The organism is Campylobacter concisus, assembly GCF_902460595.1.
Taxonomy (GTDB): domain Bacteria; phylum Campylobacterota; class Campylobacteria; order Campylobacterales; family Campylobacteraceae; genus Campylobacter_A; species Campylobacter_A concisus_BL.
In genome coordinates this window covers 33,711-50,561 of record NZ_CABPVA010000004.1, presented here as the reverse complement: position 1 = coordinate 50,561, position 16,851 = coordinate 33,711, and the positions used below count along the sequence as shown (strand labels likewise).

General features: G+C 39.2%; 16 protein-coding genes. 7 read left to right on the top strand and 9 right to left on the bottom strand.

Translation table 11 applies throughout. From position 1 onward, the window contains the following. Positions 1–108 precede the first annotated feature (108 nt). The gene (gene htpG, locus F3G86_RS07370; RefSeq protein ID WP_149723485.1) at positions 109–1,965 is read left to right on the top strand and encodes a molecular chaperone HtpG; all 1,857 of its coding nucleotides are present in this window, start codon (positions 109–111) and stop codon (positions 1,963–1,965) included. Between the two features lie 108 nt (positions 1,966–2,073). Here the strand turns inward: htpG and F3G86_RS07365 are convergent, their stop codons facing one another. From F3G86_RS07365 to rpmB, 3 genes are all read right to left on the bottom strand, one after another. Further along, positions 2,074–2,280, bottom strand: coding sequence for a DUF465 domain-containing protein (locus F3G86_RS07365; protein WP_002942218.1), 207 nt, complete (start codon positions 2,278–2,280; stop codon positions 2,074–2,076). Positions 2,281–2,415: 135 nt separating this feature from the next. Beyond that, entirely contained in the window at positions 2,416–3,546 is a 1,131-nt protein-coding gene (locus F3G86_RS07360; RefSeq protein WP_012001697.1) for a potassium channel family protein, read from the bottom strand. Positions 3,547–3,568: 22 nt separating this feature from the next. Further along, complete coding sequence (gene rpmB, locus F3G86_RS07355) at positions 3,569–3,760, bottom strand: 50S ribosomal protein L28 (RefSeq protein WP_002942221.1); 192 nt, start codon at positions 3,758–3,760, stop codon at positions 3,569–3,571. Positions 3,761–3,910: 150 nt separating this feature from the next. On the opposite strand from rpmB, the gene F3G86_RS07350 reads away from it, so the two are divergent. Genes F3G86_RS07350 through F3G86_RS07335 form a run of 4 tightly spaced genes read left to right on the top strand, consistent with a single transcriptional unit; the run spans position 3,911 to position 7,484 of the window. Further along, positions 3,911–4,657 (top strand): hypothetical protein, encoded by a 747-nt coding sequence (locus F3G86_RS07350; protein WP_012001698.1) that lies wholly within the window; start codon positions 3,911–3,913, stop codon positions 4,655–4,657. Beyond that, positions 4,654–6,027: a prephenate dehydrogenase gene (locus F3G86_RS07345; RefSeq protein ID WP_149723484.1), complete on the top strand. Its 1,374-nt coding sequence runs from the start codon at positions 4,654–4,656 to the stop codon at positions 6,025–6,027. The genes F3G86_RS07350 and F3G86_RS07345 overlap by 4 nt, the downstream gene beginning before the upstream one ends. Before the next feature lie 9 nt (positions 6,028–6,036). Then, entirely contained in the window at positions 6,037–6,684 is a 648-nt protein-coding gene (rpe, locus tag F3G86_RS07340) for a ribulose-phosphate 3-epimerase (RefSeq protein ID WP_149723483.1), read from the top strand. Next, entirely contained in the window at positions 6,681–7,484 is an 804-nt protein-coding gene (locus F3G86_RS07335; protein ID WP_149723482.1) for a 3'-5' exonuclease, read from the top strand. The genes rpe and F3G86_RS07335 overlap by 4 nt, the downstream gene beginning before the upstream one ends. Positions 7,485–7,931: 447 nt before the next feature. Here F3G86_RS07335 and F3G86_RS07325 read toward each other — a convergent pair whose 3' ends face one another. From F3G86_RS07325 to F3G86_RS07310, 4 genes are all read right to left on the bottom strand, one after another. Further along, positions 7,932–10,049: an RNA degradosome polyphosphate kinase gene (locus tag F3G86_RS07325; RefSeq protein WP_223228585.1), complete on the bottom strand. Its 2,118-nt coding sequence runs from the start codon at positions 10,047–10,049 to the stop codon at positions 7,932–7,934. 163 nt (positions 10,050–10,212) lie between these two features. Continuing rightward, a complete protein-coding gene (locus F3G86_RS07320) occupies positions 10,213–10,797 on the bottom strand; it encodes an NUDIX domain-containing protein (protein WP_149723480.1) in 585 nt (194 codons plus the stop codon). After that, positions 10,782–12,149: a magnesium transporter gene (gene mgtE, locus F3G86_RS07315; RefSeq protein ID WP_103578624.1), complete on the bottom strand. Its 1,368-nt coding sequence runs from the start codon at positions 12,147–12,149 to the stop codon at positions 10,782–10,784. The genes F3G86_RS07320 and mgtE overlap by 16 nt, the downstream gene beginning before the upstream one ends. Positions 12,150–12,158: 9 nt before the next feature. Then, a complete protein-coding gene (locus tag F3G86_RS07310; RefSeq protein WP_021085605.1) occupies positions 12,159–13,328 on the bottom strand; it encodes a peptidoglycan DD-metalloendopeptidase family protein in 1,170 nt (389 codons plus the stop codon). Between the two features lie 114 nt (positions 13,329–13,442). Between F3G86_RS07310 and F3G86_RS07305 the strand changes: the two genes are divergently transcribed. Both F3G86_RS07305 and F3G86_RS07300 read left to right on the top strand, forming a co-directional pair. Beyond that, a complete protein-coding gene (locus tag F3G86_RS07305; RefSeq protein WP_149723479.1) occupies positions 13,443–14,165 on the top strand; it encodes a plasminogen-binding N-terminal domain-containing protein in 723 nt (240 codons plus the stop codon). 3 nt (positions 14,166–14,168) lie between these two features. After that, positions 14,169–14,990, top strand: coding sequence for a YihY family inner membrane protein (locus F3G86_RS07300; RefSeq protein WP_149723478.1), 822 nt, complete (start codon positions 14,169–14,171; stop codon positions 14,988–14,990). 75 nt (positions 14,991–15,065) lie between these two features. Here F3G86_RS07300 and F3G86_RS07295 read toward each other — a convergent pair whose 3' ends face one another. Further along, entirely contained in the window at positions 15,066–16,091 is a 1,026-nt protein-coding gene (locus F3G86_RS07295; protein ID WP_149705625.1) for a hypothetical protein, read from the bottom strand. Next, a complete protein-coding gene (locus F3G86_RS07290; RefSeq protein ID WP_149705624.1) occupies positions 16,078–16,794 on the bottom strand; it encodes a metallophosphoesterase in 717 nt (238 codons plus the stop codon). Before F3G86_RS07290 ends, F3G86_RS07295 begins: the two co-directional genes overlap by 14 nt. Positions 16,795–16,851: the final 57 nt, after the last annotated feature.

The following is a 16,851-nucleotide window of genomic DNA, read 5'->3' as shown; positions in this document are numbered from 1 at the left end:
TGTCTAAAATTTTTATAAAAAAACTTGATAGCATTACTATCAATGTTAAGAGTATTTTTATCACTTTGTGTTATAATCTGCCAAAAATTTTAAAAAAAGGAAAAGAAAATGGCAGATAAATTTGAATTTCAGACCGAGGTCAATGACCTTTTAAATTTGATGATCCACTCTCTTTACTCAAACAAAGAGATATTTTTAAGAGAGCTCATATCAAACTCAAACGACGCACTTGACAAGCTAAACTACCTATGCTTGACTGATGAAAAGTATAAAAGCTTAAGCTACACTCCAAGGATCGACATTAAAGTAGATGAAAAAGCTAAGACTTTAACCATCAGCGACAACGGTATCGGCATGGATAAAGACGAGCTCATCGCAAATTTAGGCACCATTGCAAGAAGTGGCACAAAAGGTTTTATGCAAAGCTTAAGTGGCGATGCCAAAAAAGATAGCTCGCTGATCGGCCAGTTTGGCGTGGGCTTTTACTCAGCGTTTATGGTGGCAAGTAAGATCGAAGTCATAAGCAAACGAACACTAAGTGAGAAGGCCTATAAATGGACATCTGATGCAAAAAGCTACGAGATCGAAGATGCCCAAAAAGATGGATTTGGCACGGATATAATCCTCCATTTAAACGACAATGAATTTGCAAATTCTTGGCGTATCGAAGAGATAGTCAAAAAATACTCAAACCACATCCCTTATCCTATTTTTATGGATAAAGAGAGCTACGTCGCACCAAAAGAAGGCGAAAAAGAGGGCACTTATGAGACTAAAAACGAGCAGATAAACAAGGCAAATGCGCTTTGGAGGCTAAATAAAGCCAGCTTAAAAGAGCAAGACTACAACGACTTTTATAAGCAAATTTCACACGATAGCAGCGATCCGCTACTTTATATCCACACAAAGGCCGAGGGCAAGATCGAGTATTCGACACTATTTTATGTGCCAAGCACGGAGCCGTTTGATCTCTTTAGGGTTGATTATCAAAGTGGTGTGAAGCTCTATGTGAAGAGGGTTTTTATAACTGACGATGCAAAAGAGCTTTTGCCGCCGTATTTAAGATTTATCAAAGGCGTGATCGACGTTGAAGACCTGCCGCTAAACGTTAGCCGCGAAATTTTACAAGAAAATGCGATCATGCGAAGCGTCAAAGAACAAAGCGTGAAGAAAATTTTAAGTGAGCTTGCAAAGTTAAAAGAGAGCGACCGTGAAAAATATATAAAATTTTACAAACTATTTGGCAAGGTTTTAAAAGAGGGGCTTTACGGCTTTAACGTTGAAAAAGAGCAAATTTTGGATCTTTGCCTATTTAAAAGCTCAAAAAGAGACGGACTTATCAGCCTAAAAGAGTACAAGGAGGCGATGAAAGAGGATCAAAAGTCGATCTACTACATCAGCGGCAACAACGAAAATATGCTAAGAAATTCGCCACTTCTTGAGAGCTTTAAGAAAAACGATATCGAAGTGCTTATTATGGACGAAGAGATCGATACGATCGTCATGCCAATGGTAAATGAATTTGACAAAACACCTCTAAAATCAGTCTCACATGCTGATATAAACGACGAGATCAAAAGTGATGAGAAGGTCGATGAGAGCAAGGTTGCAAACACGCTTGTTAAGATGAAAGAGATCTTAAAAGACGAGGTTAAAGATGTTAGGCTAAGCTCAAGGCTCTCAAGCTCGGCTGCTGTGCTAATATATGATAAAAACGACCCTGATTACGCTATGCAAGAGATGCTAAAACAGATGGGACAAGGCGCAAATGCTCCAAAAGTTAAGCCGATCTTGGAGATCAATGCCGATCATGAAATTTTTGCCAAACTTGAGAAAAACGAGGCGATGATATATGATATCGCGCCTTTGCTTCTTGATATGGCAAGGCTAAATGAGGGCATGAGCCTAGAAAATCCAGCTAAATTTTCAGAACTTCTAACAAAAGTGATGATAAAAGCTATATAAAATTTGTAAGCCCAAAGAAATTTGGGCTTTTTAAATTTGTAGTCTAGTCAAAGCTCAAAATAATGCAAGTTAAGCGAAATTTGGCTCCATTATTAGTTTGAATTTTACTTATTTTTGCTCTTTGTATTTTAAAATTTGGGCGTAAATTTCATCTTTTAGTTTTAATTTTTCTTTTTTTAAGGCATCAAGCTCAGAGGCTTGTGCAGCTTTGCTGTCTATTTTTTCATTTAGCTCGTCATGCTTTTTGCAAAGTGCGGCAAAATGAACATCTACTTTTTTCAACTCATTTATGAGATCAGTGTATTCGTGTAACATACGTAGCTCCTGTAAAAAATTTATAAATTCTAACAAGGCTTTGTAAATGTTTGACTATCTAAATTTAGATCTATAAAAGCTTCTAGCATATAATAGTGGTTGAGTCAAATTTATGCCACAAATCAAATGCAAAAACTAAACGTATTTTAGTTCTTCTGGCTTGTGTTTGCTCTTTACTAGGCGCTTGGTTAGACGTATGCCATCAACTGTGCCGATGACTAAAAGCTTTGTGCCAGTGCCAATTAGAGTATCACCATTTGGCATAGGGATAAATTTGTTATTTATGTCTCTAATGCCTACCACGTCAGCATTTGTGATATTTCTTAGGTGTGTCTCTTTTAGTCTTTTAAACCTGATCCAAGAGTAGTCAGGCACAAGAATTTCTTCTATGTCGATAGGCGAGCTTTTTGTGTATAGAAATTGCTCGAGTAAATTTTCCATATCAGGTCTTACGCTCATGGCGCTTAGACGCTGTGCGACTAGGCGAGATGGGCTTACTACGTTATCAGCACCAAGTTTTTTTAGCCTTTGGGTGTCATCCTCGCTATCTGAGTTTGTGATGATGTGGTAAGGTTTTTTGCGGCCTATCTCTTTTTCATAAAGTCTAACAGAAGCGATAAGTGCGATATTATCAGCGATATTTGGGCTAAGAGTGATTAAGCCTTTTGCGCTTGATAGATGCGTTTTTAAAAAGGCGATTTGAGTATGAGGCTGAGCTTTTATGAAGTATGGATACTTGTAAATTTGAGCTATTTCTGCGATATCTTCTCTATCGTCAACCACTACAAATGGTATGTGATTTTCACGAAACTGAGCGCTAAGCTCGATCGTGTAGAGGTTGTGATAACAAATAACGAAGTGATTTTTTAGTCTTGCGATCTTATAAAGCATGCGCCTTTCCTTTAAAATGCTAATTAATGTGCCTCTTTTTAGAACTTCTACAACGATACCGATTGATAGCGTAAAAATAATGAAGCCAACAAGGATAAATGTTATAGTAAAAATTCGCCCCTTTGGAGTAATGGGTGCAACTTCGGTAAAACCGACCGTCGTGAAGGTCATGCCTGCTTGGTAAAAGGCATCTATGAGAGAGAAGTTATCTATAAAGATATAACCAAGTGTTCCAAAAAGTAACAGTAGTACGACTGAAATTAGTGGAAATCTAAAAGGTTTTAGTTGTTCGTAAAGCTCAGTATCTAGGCTTATTTCTGGTTTTGCGGAGTTTGACCAGTTGAGGAATTTTAAAAGTCTTGAAAGAAAAGACATAAATTCCTCTTTATTTTATCTCTTAGTTTGACTGCTTTTTCATAGTTCTTAGAGTAGAAGCAGCAACTTTTATTCTTCTTGTTGTGCCATCTTCTAGAGTAACACGGATAGTTCTAAGATTTGGTAAAAATCTTCTTTTAGTTTTATTGTTGGCGTGGCTCACATTGTTGCCTACCATTGGTCCTTTGCCGGTTATCGCACATCTTTTTGACATTTTTTTTCCTTATAAACAAAAATTTCTGCTGATTTTATCTAAACAAAACCAAAGTATTGCTTAAAATGAAGATTTATATTTATAAGTTTTGTTGATTTTTTATTTAATTAAGGCTAAAATAGCCCCAAAATAAAAAATCGGTAAAATAAAATGCTAACTAAAAATCAAATAGATGAAATTTCAAATTTTATCTATACAATGCCCGATGTTTTTTATGAGTGCCAAAAGCACTTGGATGAGGGCGACATCACTACTGCTATGGAGCTTTTTAGGGGGAGTGAGACTTTTAAAGCGTACTTTGCAACGATAGTAAATTTAGGCGATTTTGGCGTTCAAAACCACACTAAAGATATCTATGCGATGGCTTATCCACTAGGCATAGATAACCTAAAAATGATAATTTGCTCTTATTTTGTTTTTATCAAATCTCCAAAAAGATATAAAAATTTTGGTGTAAATTTACACTCGATGATGGAGTTTAATGCCAAATTTCTATCTGACTGGAGCAAACTTCTAAACTACCTTGGACTAAAAAATCAAAAAAATTTATTTCTAGCTGCCTACGCGCTCATTCTTCTTATATTTTGCGAGCTGATCTTTTTAAAGTATCCGCACTCACTTAAACATATCGTTGGTTTTTCTGATATGAGCTTTGATAGGATCTTGCAGCGAAGGTTTGATATTTCGCTATTTGGAGTGCTTTTAAAGCTTGCAGGATGGGAGAGCGATAGGCTCAATAGAGAAGAGATTTTGGTTTTAAAATACTTTAAAATTTTGCTCTCTTATGAGGCTAGCACTGCTAAGTTTTTTGACTTTGGCATCGATAGGATCACCGATGTTAGCGTCCATGCTTCGGCTGATATGGTTATAAATTTAAAAAAGGCTCTTAGAAAATGAAAGTAACTTTTGAGGGCTCTTTGGCCATTGTTAGGCCATTTGGATTTTTAGAGGTTAATATCACCCCTTCAAGCATCAAAAAGGCCGAAGTAGAGCAAATTTGCGCAAGGCAGATAAGCGCCATTTTGCTTTCATTAAAAAATGTCACATTTTTTAGCCCACTTTGGCTAAATAGCACATGCGAGCACCTATCAAGCATCGCTAAGCAGATAGGCGCTGAGTTTGCAGTCTGCGACTATGACGATACTTTTTACGAGCTTGTCGCAAAGACTTCAAAAAATATTTTGAGATTTTCACTCTTTGAAAATGAAAAAGTTGCGACTCTATTTTTAAATGATACTTTAGCAGATAGCAGCGAAGCCATCGTGATTTATAACAAAAACGAGCAGTACAAAGACTACATCAACTCGCTTTTGGAGCAAAAGTGTTACAAGTGTAAATTTGTAAAAAGCGTAGAAGAATTTAACGCTGCCAAACAAGCTTACAAATACACCATTAGCACCCTAAATCACATCGTTTTAGGCAAAAAAGAGTTTAGTACCTTTGTAAGAGGCGACGTCGTTATTTACAAGACAGTAGGGCTCATGGATAGCTCTTTTGTGCAGAATTTTGACTATAAATTTCACGAAAGATTACAAAAGATAGGCTTTAAATTCTTTGTTTTTTGGTCTGATTCGGTCGGTGCTTTAAATACCATCGGTGCTAGTTTTTTGATAAAGCTATCTGAGTTGAGCCAAAAAAGTGGCGGTATATTGGCGATTTGCGGCTTAAATGAGGGCAACATCTCAGAGACACTTGCCTCAAATTTAAAAGCGGCAAAGATACTTTTATATAAAAAGATGGATGATTTTTTCAAAGATGATTCGACGCTCTATTTTAAAAAGCGCCTTATCGACATTGAGCCTACAAAGATGAATAAAAGCTTAGTTGAGTTTTTGCCACTTGTGATCTCAAGTGTCACAGACGTGCTCTCACCTTTGATAGAGAGTGAAATTTTATGCCTTGATGCAAAGATTAGCAACTTTAACGTAGAGGGTGAAAATGACTATTTGCGGGCTTGCGTGCTCTTTTATGGCGATATACAGATGAGAATTTTGCTTGGCGTTAAAAAGGACAAGCTTAGCAAAATTTGCTCTATTTTTTCAGATAATGGCGATCTGGAGTGTGGCTGTTTAAGCGGATTTTCTCAAATTTTTAGTATCATTGCAAGCAAAATTTTAGACATTTTCATCGAGAGAAATTTAAAGGTAAAGCTTAGCAACTTTAAATTTTACGAAAATGAGATGTTTTTTGACAGAGCAAGCAGTGGAATTTTTGCCACATTAAATGCAAAAGAGAGCCAAACTGGCGTGATTTTTATAAGCAAATAAGGATTTAAAATGTACGTTGCACCTAGTATTTTGTCGGCTGATTTCGGAAATTTGGCAGCTGAGATAAGAGCCATTTGCGAGGCTGGGTGCGATCTGGTGCATGTTGATGTTATGGATGGGCATTTTGTGCCAAATTTAACCATCGGGCCAGTCGTGGTAAGTGCTGTTGCAAAGGCCGCTACAAAGCCACTTGACATACATCTAATGGTTGAAAATAACTCATTTTTTGCTGATCTTTTTTTGCCGCTAAAGCCAAAATTTCTAACCTTTCACATAGAAGAAGAGAAGCATCCGATGAGGCTCATCGATCACATCAGAAAAAACGGCGTTGGCCCTGGTATCGTGCTAAATCCACACACGCCAGTTAGCGCGATCGAGCATATCATAGATGAAGTCGATATGGTGCTATTAATGAGCGTAAATCCTGGCTTTGGTGGTCAGAAATTTATGCCAGTCGTGCTTGAGAAAACAAGGGCGCTAAGAGAGCTAATAGAGCGCAAAAACGCCAAGTGTCTCATCGAAGTAGATGGCGGCGTAAATGGACTAAATGCGCCTGATCTTGAAGAGGCTGGAGCTGATGTCTTGGTGGCTGGCAACTACATCTTCTCATCAAATTCATACGAACAAGCCATTCGCGCCATAAAGCTTGAGTTTTGAAACCAAAAAAACAGCGGTTAGAAAATAGCATTGAAATTTTAGCTAGGCAAAATTTAGGCTATCACGAGTTTATTTTAAAATTTAGCGATATTGAGGAAATTTCATCGCTCATCGACGTGCGTGACCTTGATATGTGGCGAACTCTCGGGCTTGATATCACTAGAAATGAAAGCAACGAGATTGAGCTTGGCACGAGATTTCGAGATATTAGCGAGCAGGAATTTTGCGTCGTAGATATCGAAACGACTGGTGGCACGACAAATGGTCAGATAATAGAAATTGGTGCGATAAAAATGAAAAATGGTGCTGAAATAGGGCGCTTTGAAAGCTTTATAGCAGCTCCTATGGTACCTGAAAATATCACCGAGCTAACTGGCATAAAGGCTAGCGATCTAGTTGGTGCGCCAAATTTGCTAAACGTGCTGGAGCGGTTTAAAGTTTTTCTAGGGACTAGCGTTTTTATCGCGCACAACGTAAATTTTGACTACGGATTTATCTCGCATAGCCTAAACGAGATCGGCCTTGGCATACTGCTAAATAGAAAACTTTGTACCATCGATCTTAGCCGCCGAACCATCGCCTCGCAAAAATACGGTCTTGGCTCGCTAAAAGAGCTCCTTGGCATAAATAACACCCACCACAGAGCTCTAAATGACGCGATAGCAGCAGCTGAAATCTTTAAAGTCTGCTTAACTCGCCTACCTTTTAGCATACAAACGACAGAGGATCTCATAAGCTTTAGCAAAAATGCCCCAAGCGTAAAGCTAAAACCAGAGCCAGTTTTAAAAGCTTTGCAGTAGAGCTGGTTTAAATTTAAGTCGCCTGACTGGGAATTTAGAAATTTGATTTAGTAGAAGCCTATTTGATAGAAAATATCTATCATTGCGCGGTTTGCAATCATCGTGCTTTCAAAAACGCCGTAGTCTATCGCCCTGCAAGCACTGATCTTTACAAAATCCCTAAAACAACGTTGCTATTGTGGATAAATTTCTCATGTTTGCCGGTTTTTGTATGCGCATAGCCAAGCCGTCGTTACCGATAACGCAGTTTGTTGGGCTGTTTTTCTTTTGTAGCAAATTTAGAGCTTGTGCTAATGTGAAATTTTACTTTTACTAAAACTGCTGGCTAAATTTGGAGTTAAATTTAGCTAGAAATTTCATAAATTTAAAATTTAGTCTTTGGATTTATAGTTTATGATTTAAGGTAAAAATGGCTTCTAAACTTAAATTTAAAAGCCATTTATTTTTTTAGCTCTCTTTTAAAAGCTTGCTTGCAAGCATATCTGCTTTTGCTTTGTCAGTGTCTTTCTTAACGGATTTATAAATTTTAGAGATGTAGTTTTCTAAAACTTCGTGGCAAGAGATCACCTTTTCACCATCTCGTCTAGCTACTTTTGTGTATTCGCCGCCGCTTTGTAGCTCAAATGCTAGGTCGTTATCGCTTAGCTGAAGCTCTAAAATTTCAAGCAGTCTCTCTTGAAGTCTTGGCTCAAAGATAGGCGTCATAAGCTCCAAGCGGCGCTCTAAATTTCGTGGCATCCAGTCAGCACTTGAGATGTAAATTTTTGGATTAGCGTGTTTGAAATATAAAATTCTAGCATGCTCCAAGTATTTGCCGATGATCGAGCGAACTCTGATGTTTTCGCTTTTGCCTTTTACGCCAGGTCTTAGTCCGCACACACCTCGGACGATTAAGTCGATCTTCACGCCTGCGTTTGAAGCACGACTAAGCTCGTTTATCACGTCTTCGTCTATTAGCGCGTTCATCTTGGCGATGATCCTGCCCTCGCTGCCTTTGCTAGCCTCCACTCTTATCTTTTCGATAATGCGCTCTTTTATCTGAAAGGGCGACATGCTAAGGGCGTTTAGACGGCGGTTTTTGTTATATCCTGAGAGGATGTGAAAAAACGAGGTCGTATCTTGGCTAAATTCCTCTTTGCTCGTAAATAGGCTAACGTCAGTGTAAATTTTAGCCGAGCTGCCGTTGTAGTTGCCAGTGCCAAAGTGCATGTAAAATTTAAGTTTATCGCCGATCTGGCGGATCACTTGGCTAACTTTTGCATGGACTTTAAAGCCTGTGATGCCATATATCACGTGTGCGCCAGCATCCTCAAGTGCCTTTGCCCAGTGAAGGTTATTTTCTTCGTCAAACCTTGCTTTTAGCTCGACCATCACAGTTACTTGCTTGCCGTCGCTTGCGGCGTCTATCAGGCTTTGGATGATCGGTGAGTTTTTATCGACCCTGTAAAGCGTCATGCGTATCGAGATCACCTTTGGATCTTTGCTAGCCTCTCTTATGAAGCTAACGACTGGATCAAAGCTCTCAAATGGATGAACTAGCAGCACGTCCTCTTTGTCTATGGCGTCAAAGATCGAGACGCCGTTGCCAAATGGAGGCAGGGTTTTTGGGGCGTAGGGCGGGTTTGCTAGGTGGCTGAAGTTCTTGCTCCCAGCTATCTCCCAAAGAGAGCTAAGTGTGAGCGGGATGCTTGAAAAGTAGATATCTTTGTGAAAAATTTTCATGTGAAAATTTAAAAACTCTAAGATATCAGCGTCTGCATCTTTATCTATCTGCATACGCACAAAAGCCCCTTTTCTACGAAGCTTTAGCCCTTGCTCAAGTATCATCATAAAGTCATCTGCCTCTTCTTCTTCGATGACGATATCAGCGTTTCTTGTCACTCTAAAGGCAGCTGAGCTAATGAGCTTATATCCTGGGAAAATTTCTTCTGCGTGGCGGTGTACGATAGTCTCTATTGGCACGAAGACGTTGCTACTTGGCTGGGTAAATCTTGGCAAAACTCTTGAAATTCTTATCATGCCGTATTTTAAAATTTCAGGATGCTCGATATCAGCTAGTTTAACGGCAAGCGAGAAGCTAAGGTTGTTTAGGTGCGGAAATGGATGGGTCGCATCAACAGCGATAGGGACGATGACTGGCAGGATGTTTGAGAAAAAGTATTCGTCGCATTTTTGCTTTAAGCTATCATCAAGCTCGTCGTAGTTTTTGATAAAAAGACCCTCTTTACTAAGCGCATCTACAGTGCTTTTGTAGTGAGCTTCAACCAAATTTTGCTCATCTTGAAGATATTTTCTGATCTCACGTAGTTGATCAAGCGGGCTCATGCCGTCGCTACTACTTGTCGTCACGCCAGCTGCAAAAAGTTGCTTTAGACCAGCCACTCTTATCATATAAAATTCATCAAGATTTGTCATATAAATGGCTATAAATTTTAACTTTTCAAGTAAAGGTATATCCTTTTCACACTGAGCGAGCACCCTTGAGTTAAAGCGTAGCCAGCTTAATTCGCGGTTGATAAAAAGAGTTTCGTTTTCGCTCATCATTTTCTCCTTATGATTTTTGATTATTTTATGATATGTGCGGTTATAAAGTTCTTATTTTGTTAAAAATTTAGTTACAATAGTGCAAATTTTAAACGTAAAGGTTTTTTATGTCGGATTACATTATATTAGTTGGCATTTTTGTTGTGGCGGTTGTTGTCTTTGCGCTCATCAAAAAGGTCTCTTTTTAGCCTTTAAATTTCTCCCACCACAAGTAGGCAAAGATGAGCCCAAAGCCCTTGACCTTGCTCTCGTCAAAGGCAAATTTCATCATATCTTCTCGTTTTATAAAAACTAGCTCGATATCTTCACCATCGACGCCGCCACCTGCATTTACCTTCATGTTCTCATCGATCTTTGCATAAAACATCGTTTGCATGTTGCCGCCAAAGCCAAAAGCGCCATACGTCATCGTGATGCGCTCCATATCTTTTAGCTCATATCCGACCTCTTCGACTGCCTCTTCTCTAGCTGTTTGCTCCTCGCTTAGCCCCTTATCCATAAGCCCTGCGCAAAGCTCATAGGTAAAGCCTTGCTCGCTTGTTTTGATGCCTTCTTTTTCTTGCGAGTACCAAACGGCTGGGCGAAACTGCTTGACAAACAAAAATGCATCTTTTTGCTCGTGATATAAAAATATACTAACGCTATTCATCACCTTGACGCAGTCCCAGTCCCTTTGCAAGCCATTTTGTTTAAATTTCATCTTAAATGGCTTTAGGTATTTTGACTCACCAAGAGGTAAAATTTCTAAATTTGTTATAGTAGTATCCATTTTGCAAGTCCTAAAAAGCTAAAAAATCCTATCGCATCAGTAAATGTAGTAAGAATGACCGCCGAGCCAACAGCAGGATCGATGTTAAAGCGCCTTAGCGTCAAAGGTATGATCGTGCCAAAAAAGCCAGCAAAGAATAAATTTGTAACCATACTAAGGCTAATGACTACACCAAGCATGCCTTTGTCAAACCAAACAGCGGCGATTACGCCCATGATAGCGCCAAAGATGAGGCCATTTACGAGTGAGATCGTCACCTCTCGCTTTAAAACGCTCTTTGCATCTTTAAATTCTATCTCGCCAAGTGCCAAACGACGAACCGTAACAGCAAGTGCTTGCGTGCCAGTGTTGCCACCCATAGAAGCGACTATTGGCATAAGCACGGCAAGTGCGACGTAAGCTGCTATCGTCTCATCAAAAAGTCCGATGATAGATGAGCTAAAAAGGGCTGTTAGCAAATTTATACCAAGCCAAACCGCACGGCCACGACCCGCTTTAAATAGCGTATCATCCTCTTCTGACTCGTCATCAACGCCGGCTAGGTTATAAATTTGCTCTGTTGCGCTTTCTTGAATGTAGTCGTGGATATCATCATATGTGATACGACCTAGCAAAATTCCAGTGCTACTTGTAACTGCGATAACGTTTAGATCGTACTCTTGAAACATATCAGCGACATCTTGCATGAGATCCATATCGTTTGCCATGTGAGGCTTGTAGTGGTCGATCTGAGTTGATTCGATATTTTGTTTTAGCGTCTTTGTGAAGTCAAAGAGGATGAGATCTTCAAGCGGGATGGCGTATTGCAAGACACTATTTTTATCGATGATAAAAAGCTGTGAGACATTTTCTAGTTTTCCTTCTTGCTTCTCTTGTCTTAGTCTTGCAACTGCGCTGCCAAGCTTCTCTTCAAGATGAGCTGAAAATAGCTCTGTTTGCATGTGCGCACCAGCTCTATCTTCATCGTAGCTTCTAAGTCTTAAAATTTCGTTTTGGTTTTCTTTATCTAGCTCGTTAAAAAGCTCTCTCGCTTTGTCTTCATCGATATCTTCGATGTATTGGAGTAGGTCGGTCGCGTCGTCACTCTCTAGCTCTTCGAGCGCTTCTACGATCTTTTCAGCTGGGAGCGTGTCGATCACGTCTTTTAGCATGTGATCAGGTAACTCTATCGCCACATCACCCAAAATTTCAGGATCTAGCTTTTCAAGATACTTGGCAAAAAGCTCCTCGTCATGCTTTTTAAGTGTTTTTAGGTGCTGAGCTAGCTCGTATGCAGAGAGCTCGCCGTCTTCTAAATTTTCATCTAAGTGCTGATCTATCAGCTCTTTTGCTTCTTCTAGTTCTTGGCTCAAGTTTTACCTTTAAAAATCTATTACGTTAGGGAAAAATTCCACCTTGTGATACTCTTTGTCGTTGCTTAGAGCCTGTTTTATCAACTCATCATTTCTGTTTATGACTGCTTTAAATTTAGCAGACTCTTTTTTGTCTTCTATATTTTTTACGACCTTGATGGCGCTTTCTGGATTGATCGGTTTGCCACCTAGATAGAGGCCAAAGTGTAGGTGAGGGCCAGTGCTCATGCCGCTTGTGCCAACATATGCTATTAGCGTGCCTTGTTTTACTTTAAGACCGCTTCTTATGCCCTTTGCAAAGCCGTTTAGGTGCGCGTAAAGCGTCTCATAGCCACCAGCGTGAGAGATGATGACGGTTCTGCCATAACCACTCTTTTGACCGACAAATTTGACCGTGCCATCGCCTGCAGCCTTGATCGGTGTGCCTTTTGGAGCACCATAATCAACCCCAAGGTGCGCTCTATATCTTTGAAGGATCGGATGCCATCTTTTTAGGGTGAAATTTGATGTGATCCTAGCGTTTGCAAGAGGGCGAACGAGCAAAAATTTGTCATTTTTCTTGCCGTTTTTATCATAAAATTTATCTTCAAATTTATACATCACGTAGCGTTTGTTTTTAGTTTCTATCATCGCTGCGTAAATTTCAGGTGTGCCAAAAGAGCGTCCCATGCGTAGTTTTTGGTTATAGACAATAGCGATCGTATCGCCTTTATTTATCTTTTTAAAATCGATCCCGCTGCCGCTAAAAACCTCTTTAAAACCAAGCGCTAGCGTGCCAGAACCAGTGTAGTCAAAGATATCTTCAGAGACTGATTTATCGACTTTTAGGGCTAAAACTTTATCTTCGCTTTGGTATAAGATCGGGATAAACTCAAGCTGAAATTTACCCTTGTCATCTCTATAAATATGTATCTGAAGTTCGTCACTAACGGGGATTAGAGCTTGTTTAACCTCGCCGTTATCGTCTTTGTAAATTTGATATTTTGTGCCAGCTATGATCTCTTCTGTTAGCTCTTGATCTTCGCTTGCTAGGTTGTAGTAAAGTGAAAGTGGGATTTTATTTGTCTCAAGGAAATTTAAAAAGCTGCTGCCATTTGGCCAACTAAGCTCATCAACAGTTGGTTTTATGGCATATAAATTTATACATAATATTGCAAAAATCACAAAAATACGAGGCATCGATATCCTTTTAAAAAGCTGGATGGGATTTTAACTAAAACTTGCTTTAATTTTGCAAAAGATAAAGCATTTTAGGCTATAATCGCTCTAAAAATTTAAACTTAGGAGATATTTTTGAAACGTATAATCGTGATTTTATCGCTGTTTTTTGGCTTTGCTTTTGGGGCTGATTTTTCTTTAAATGAGTATAGAACTCCTCTTATTAGCGTCGAGAGTGACGGCACAGCAACGATAGTTGATAGTCCTGAAATTTTGATCGGATCAAGCGGCGTCGTACTTCATAAATTTGACACAGATAGCTCTATCATCGCAAGAGTGAGCGTTGTCTCAAAAAATGCCGGCTTTGCGAAGGTTAGATTTGAGGTGTTTGACCTACTTGAGCAAAAGGCTCTCCCACTCCCTGGCATCGCACCTGCAAGTGGCGATATAGTCGTGCTAAACTACCTTTATAACCGCTCACTAATCGTCGTGCCAAATAAAGAAATTTATGAAGAGGTTTTGGGCGCATTTCCTAATATGATATTTATCCATCCAGACCTTATTGGAGCATACTTGAGCTACGAATACAAGCCAAATCCAAGCAGAGATGACTTTAGAAAGATGTGCGCTCAAAGTGCAGCTGGTCTTATCTTTGTCGCGATGGATGGAAGAAGCGTTTTTGCTGATTGCCAAAGCTTTAAGGTGCTAAAAGAGTTTAAAACTGGCGAGGTTGAGTACTATCAACTACCATTTTACACAAGAGTTAGCGACATAGACACTGTATTTTGGAAGCTAAATAGCGAGCACATCAACAACTACGACGCTCACTACGAAAAACTTTTTGAAGAAGATAACTGATAAATGAGCCGTTTGTCCTTAAGCAAGAGCGATTTAAAGAGTGGTTTAAATTTGCTAGCTGCTCTTAAGGACAAAGAGCTCTTTCACTATGCCTCAAGCCTTAGTTTTCACACGATCTTATCGATCATACCTATACTTCTTATATCGTTTTCTATCTTTACAAAACTGCCTAGCTTTGAGGATTATTACGCCAAAATTCAAGACTTTGTCTTCTCAGCTCTTTTGCCAAGCAATCAAGAGATCATCTCAAACTACTTGCAAAATTTCCTCCAAAATAGCGGAAATTTAGGCATGGTTGGCTTTGTGGCGATGATATTTACTTCGGCTATGTTTTTTAGTGATTATGAATACGTAGTCTTAAAAGTGACAAGAGCTAGCAAGGCTAGGGGCTTTTGGTCGGCACTTAGCTCGTACTGGACGCTTATCACGCTTGCACCGCTCGGACTTGCTGGCAGTTTTTACCTCTCAAGCCTTGTGCAAGAGATGCTAAACTCGACTAAATTTACAAGCTGGATAAATTTCTTAAGTATCGTGCCATATCTCATCATCTGGGTGATATTTTGCGTCACATATCTCATCTCAGTAAATGACGAGATAAAATTTAAAAGCGCGCTTTTTAGCTCGTTTGCCGCCTCGCTCGTTTGGTATCTTGGTAAGTCAGCCTTTGTCTATTACGTCCTTTACAACAAGACCTATCTAAGCGTCTATGGCTCGTTTTCAGCTGTGCTTTTCTTCTTTGTCTGGATATATATCTCGTGGATCATCTTTTTATATGGGCTTAAATTTTGCGCCTATCTCTCAAATAGCTCTAAATTTAAAGGATAAATTTATTGCTAGCTGGCAATTTTAAATTTACCAGCTAGCAGGATATGTAATATTTTACGTTAAATTTTTATGTATCTAGCGTTTAAACTCGCAAATTTCTATCTTGATATCAAGCTCTTTGCTAAATTTGCTAACAGCCTTTTCAAGCTCGTCTTTATCAAAGCAGATAAGATCAACATAAGAGTGCTTAGTGCCAGTCGCTGCGCCCATACTCTCGCAAAAAGTACTAGTTTCAAGCTCATCTTCTATCTTGTTTTTGCTATCAACACCAAACTGCACATCGCCACCGTGATCAAGGGCTAAAAAGCAGAAATTTATGCCAAGCTCGTAGGCTTCATTATAGATATCGCTTTTGCCGTCATAGTATTCATTTAGTAGCGAGGTTAGGCTCGTATATCCCATAAATACATCATCTCTTAGTGCGTCTGAGCGGGGTTCAAGCTCATAAAAGCTAAACTGCTTTAGCGGTTCGCTCGAGGCCTCTTTGCCAAATTTATCATCTATAAGATCGGCAAAGTCGGTAAGCGCGACGCCTTTTTCTCTTGGCTCATCTACGATCTCAAAGTCTCCAAGTGTGTTTATCATCGCTGTCTCGCCAACAACATTGTCGCAAAGTATGAAAGCTAGTGTGTAGGCCTTGTTTTCATCTTCGCTTTTTAGCTTGCTTAAAGTCTCGTTGTATAGGCACATATCCACGCTTTTTTCTTCAAAATTTGCATAGACCATGACCTCATTTGCATCAACACTCACGCCATACATCTGTATAGTGGCTACGTCGCGTGGTGCACGTGGTTTGCCAAGCGTGCAAGTAAGCTTTGTCTCATACTCTTTTGGCATGCGTGATTTGATAAATTTAAGCCAAAAAAGCCTATATTTCATCCCTTCTGGTGTTAGCACTAGATCGATCTTATTATCAACAAGGCCTATCATAAAAGTTGGATCTACTAAACATAAATTTAGCGCCTCCTCAGTCATTTTACTCGCTGTTTCGTAATTTTTATCCTCTAAATTACGCTTGATGACATCTAAATTTTTACCAAGTTCGCTCCAAAATTTATCAACCCTACTAGCAAAGCTAGAACTCTTTTTAGAAAACCACATCTTTATCCTTTTTGTTAAAATTTTCAACATTTCTTTGCGTATAAATTTTCATCGATGGAAATTCTAACGCACTTAGTTTGTCATAACCAACTTCATTAAAAACGCAGCCAGTGTCGATATCTGCGCTATTTTTATAAAATTTTACCTCTCTTACTGGCGTGTGACCATAGACATTAAATATGCCACTAACTTGCATCTCGTCGCCTCTGCCTGAGAGCAGGTGCCTTTTAAACTCTTCACTAGCGTATTTGTCGTTTCTTAGCTCCCACATATTGCCAACGGCTGAGTGAGAGACGACTAGATGCTCGCCATTTTGGGTTTTATAATCTTTAAATTCCAGATAAACTGGCCTGCTTTCTAAAAAATCCACATGCCTTTGCTTAAACTCTACGCTTTGTCCAAGATATGATCTATATGTCTCTTCTCCGCCGTTTCCAAAGAACCAGCTCCTGTCAAATGGCACTTTGTTGTTTAGAAATTCAAGTTTATTGCTTAGCAGTCTTCGCTCGTGATTTCCCATTACCATTTTATAGTCATTTTGCATGATAAGCTCGACCACGTCGCAACTAAAAAGCCCCCGATCTATCACGTCGCCAACAAAGCAAATTTGAGATTTTTCTTTGTTTGGAAACTGCTTGATAAGCTCTAAAAGCGTATTAAAACAGCCGTGAACGTCGCCGATAATGTAAATTTGCTCGCTCAATTTTTCTCCTTTGCGCCAAATTTTAGTCTATTAAACTTAAAAATAAAGATTGTTATT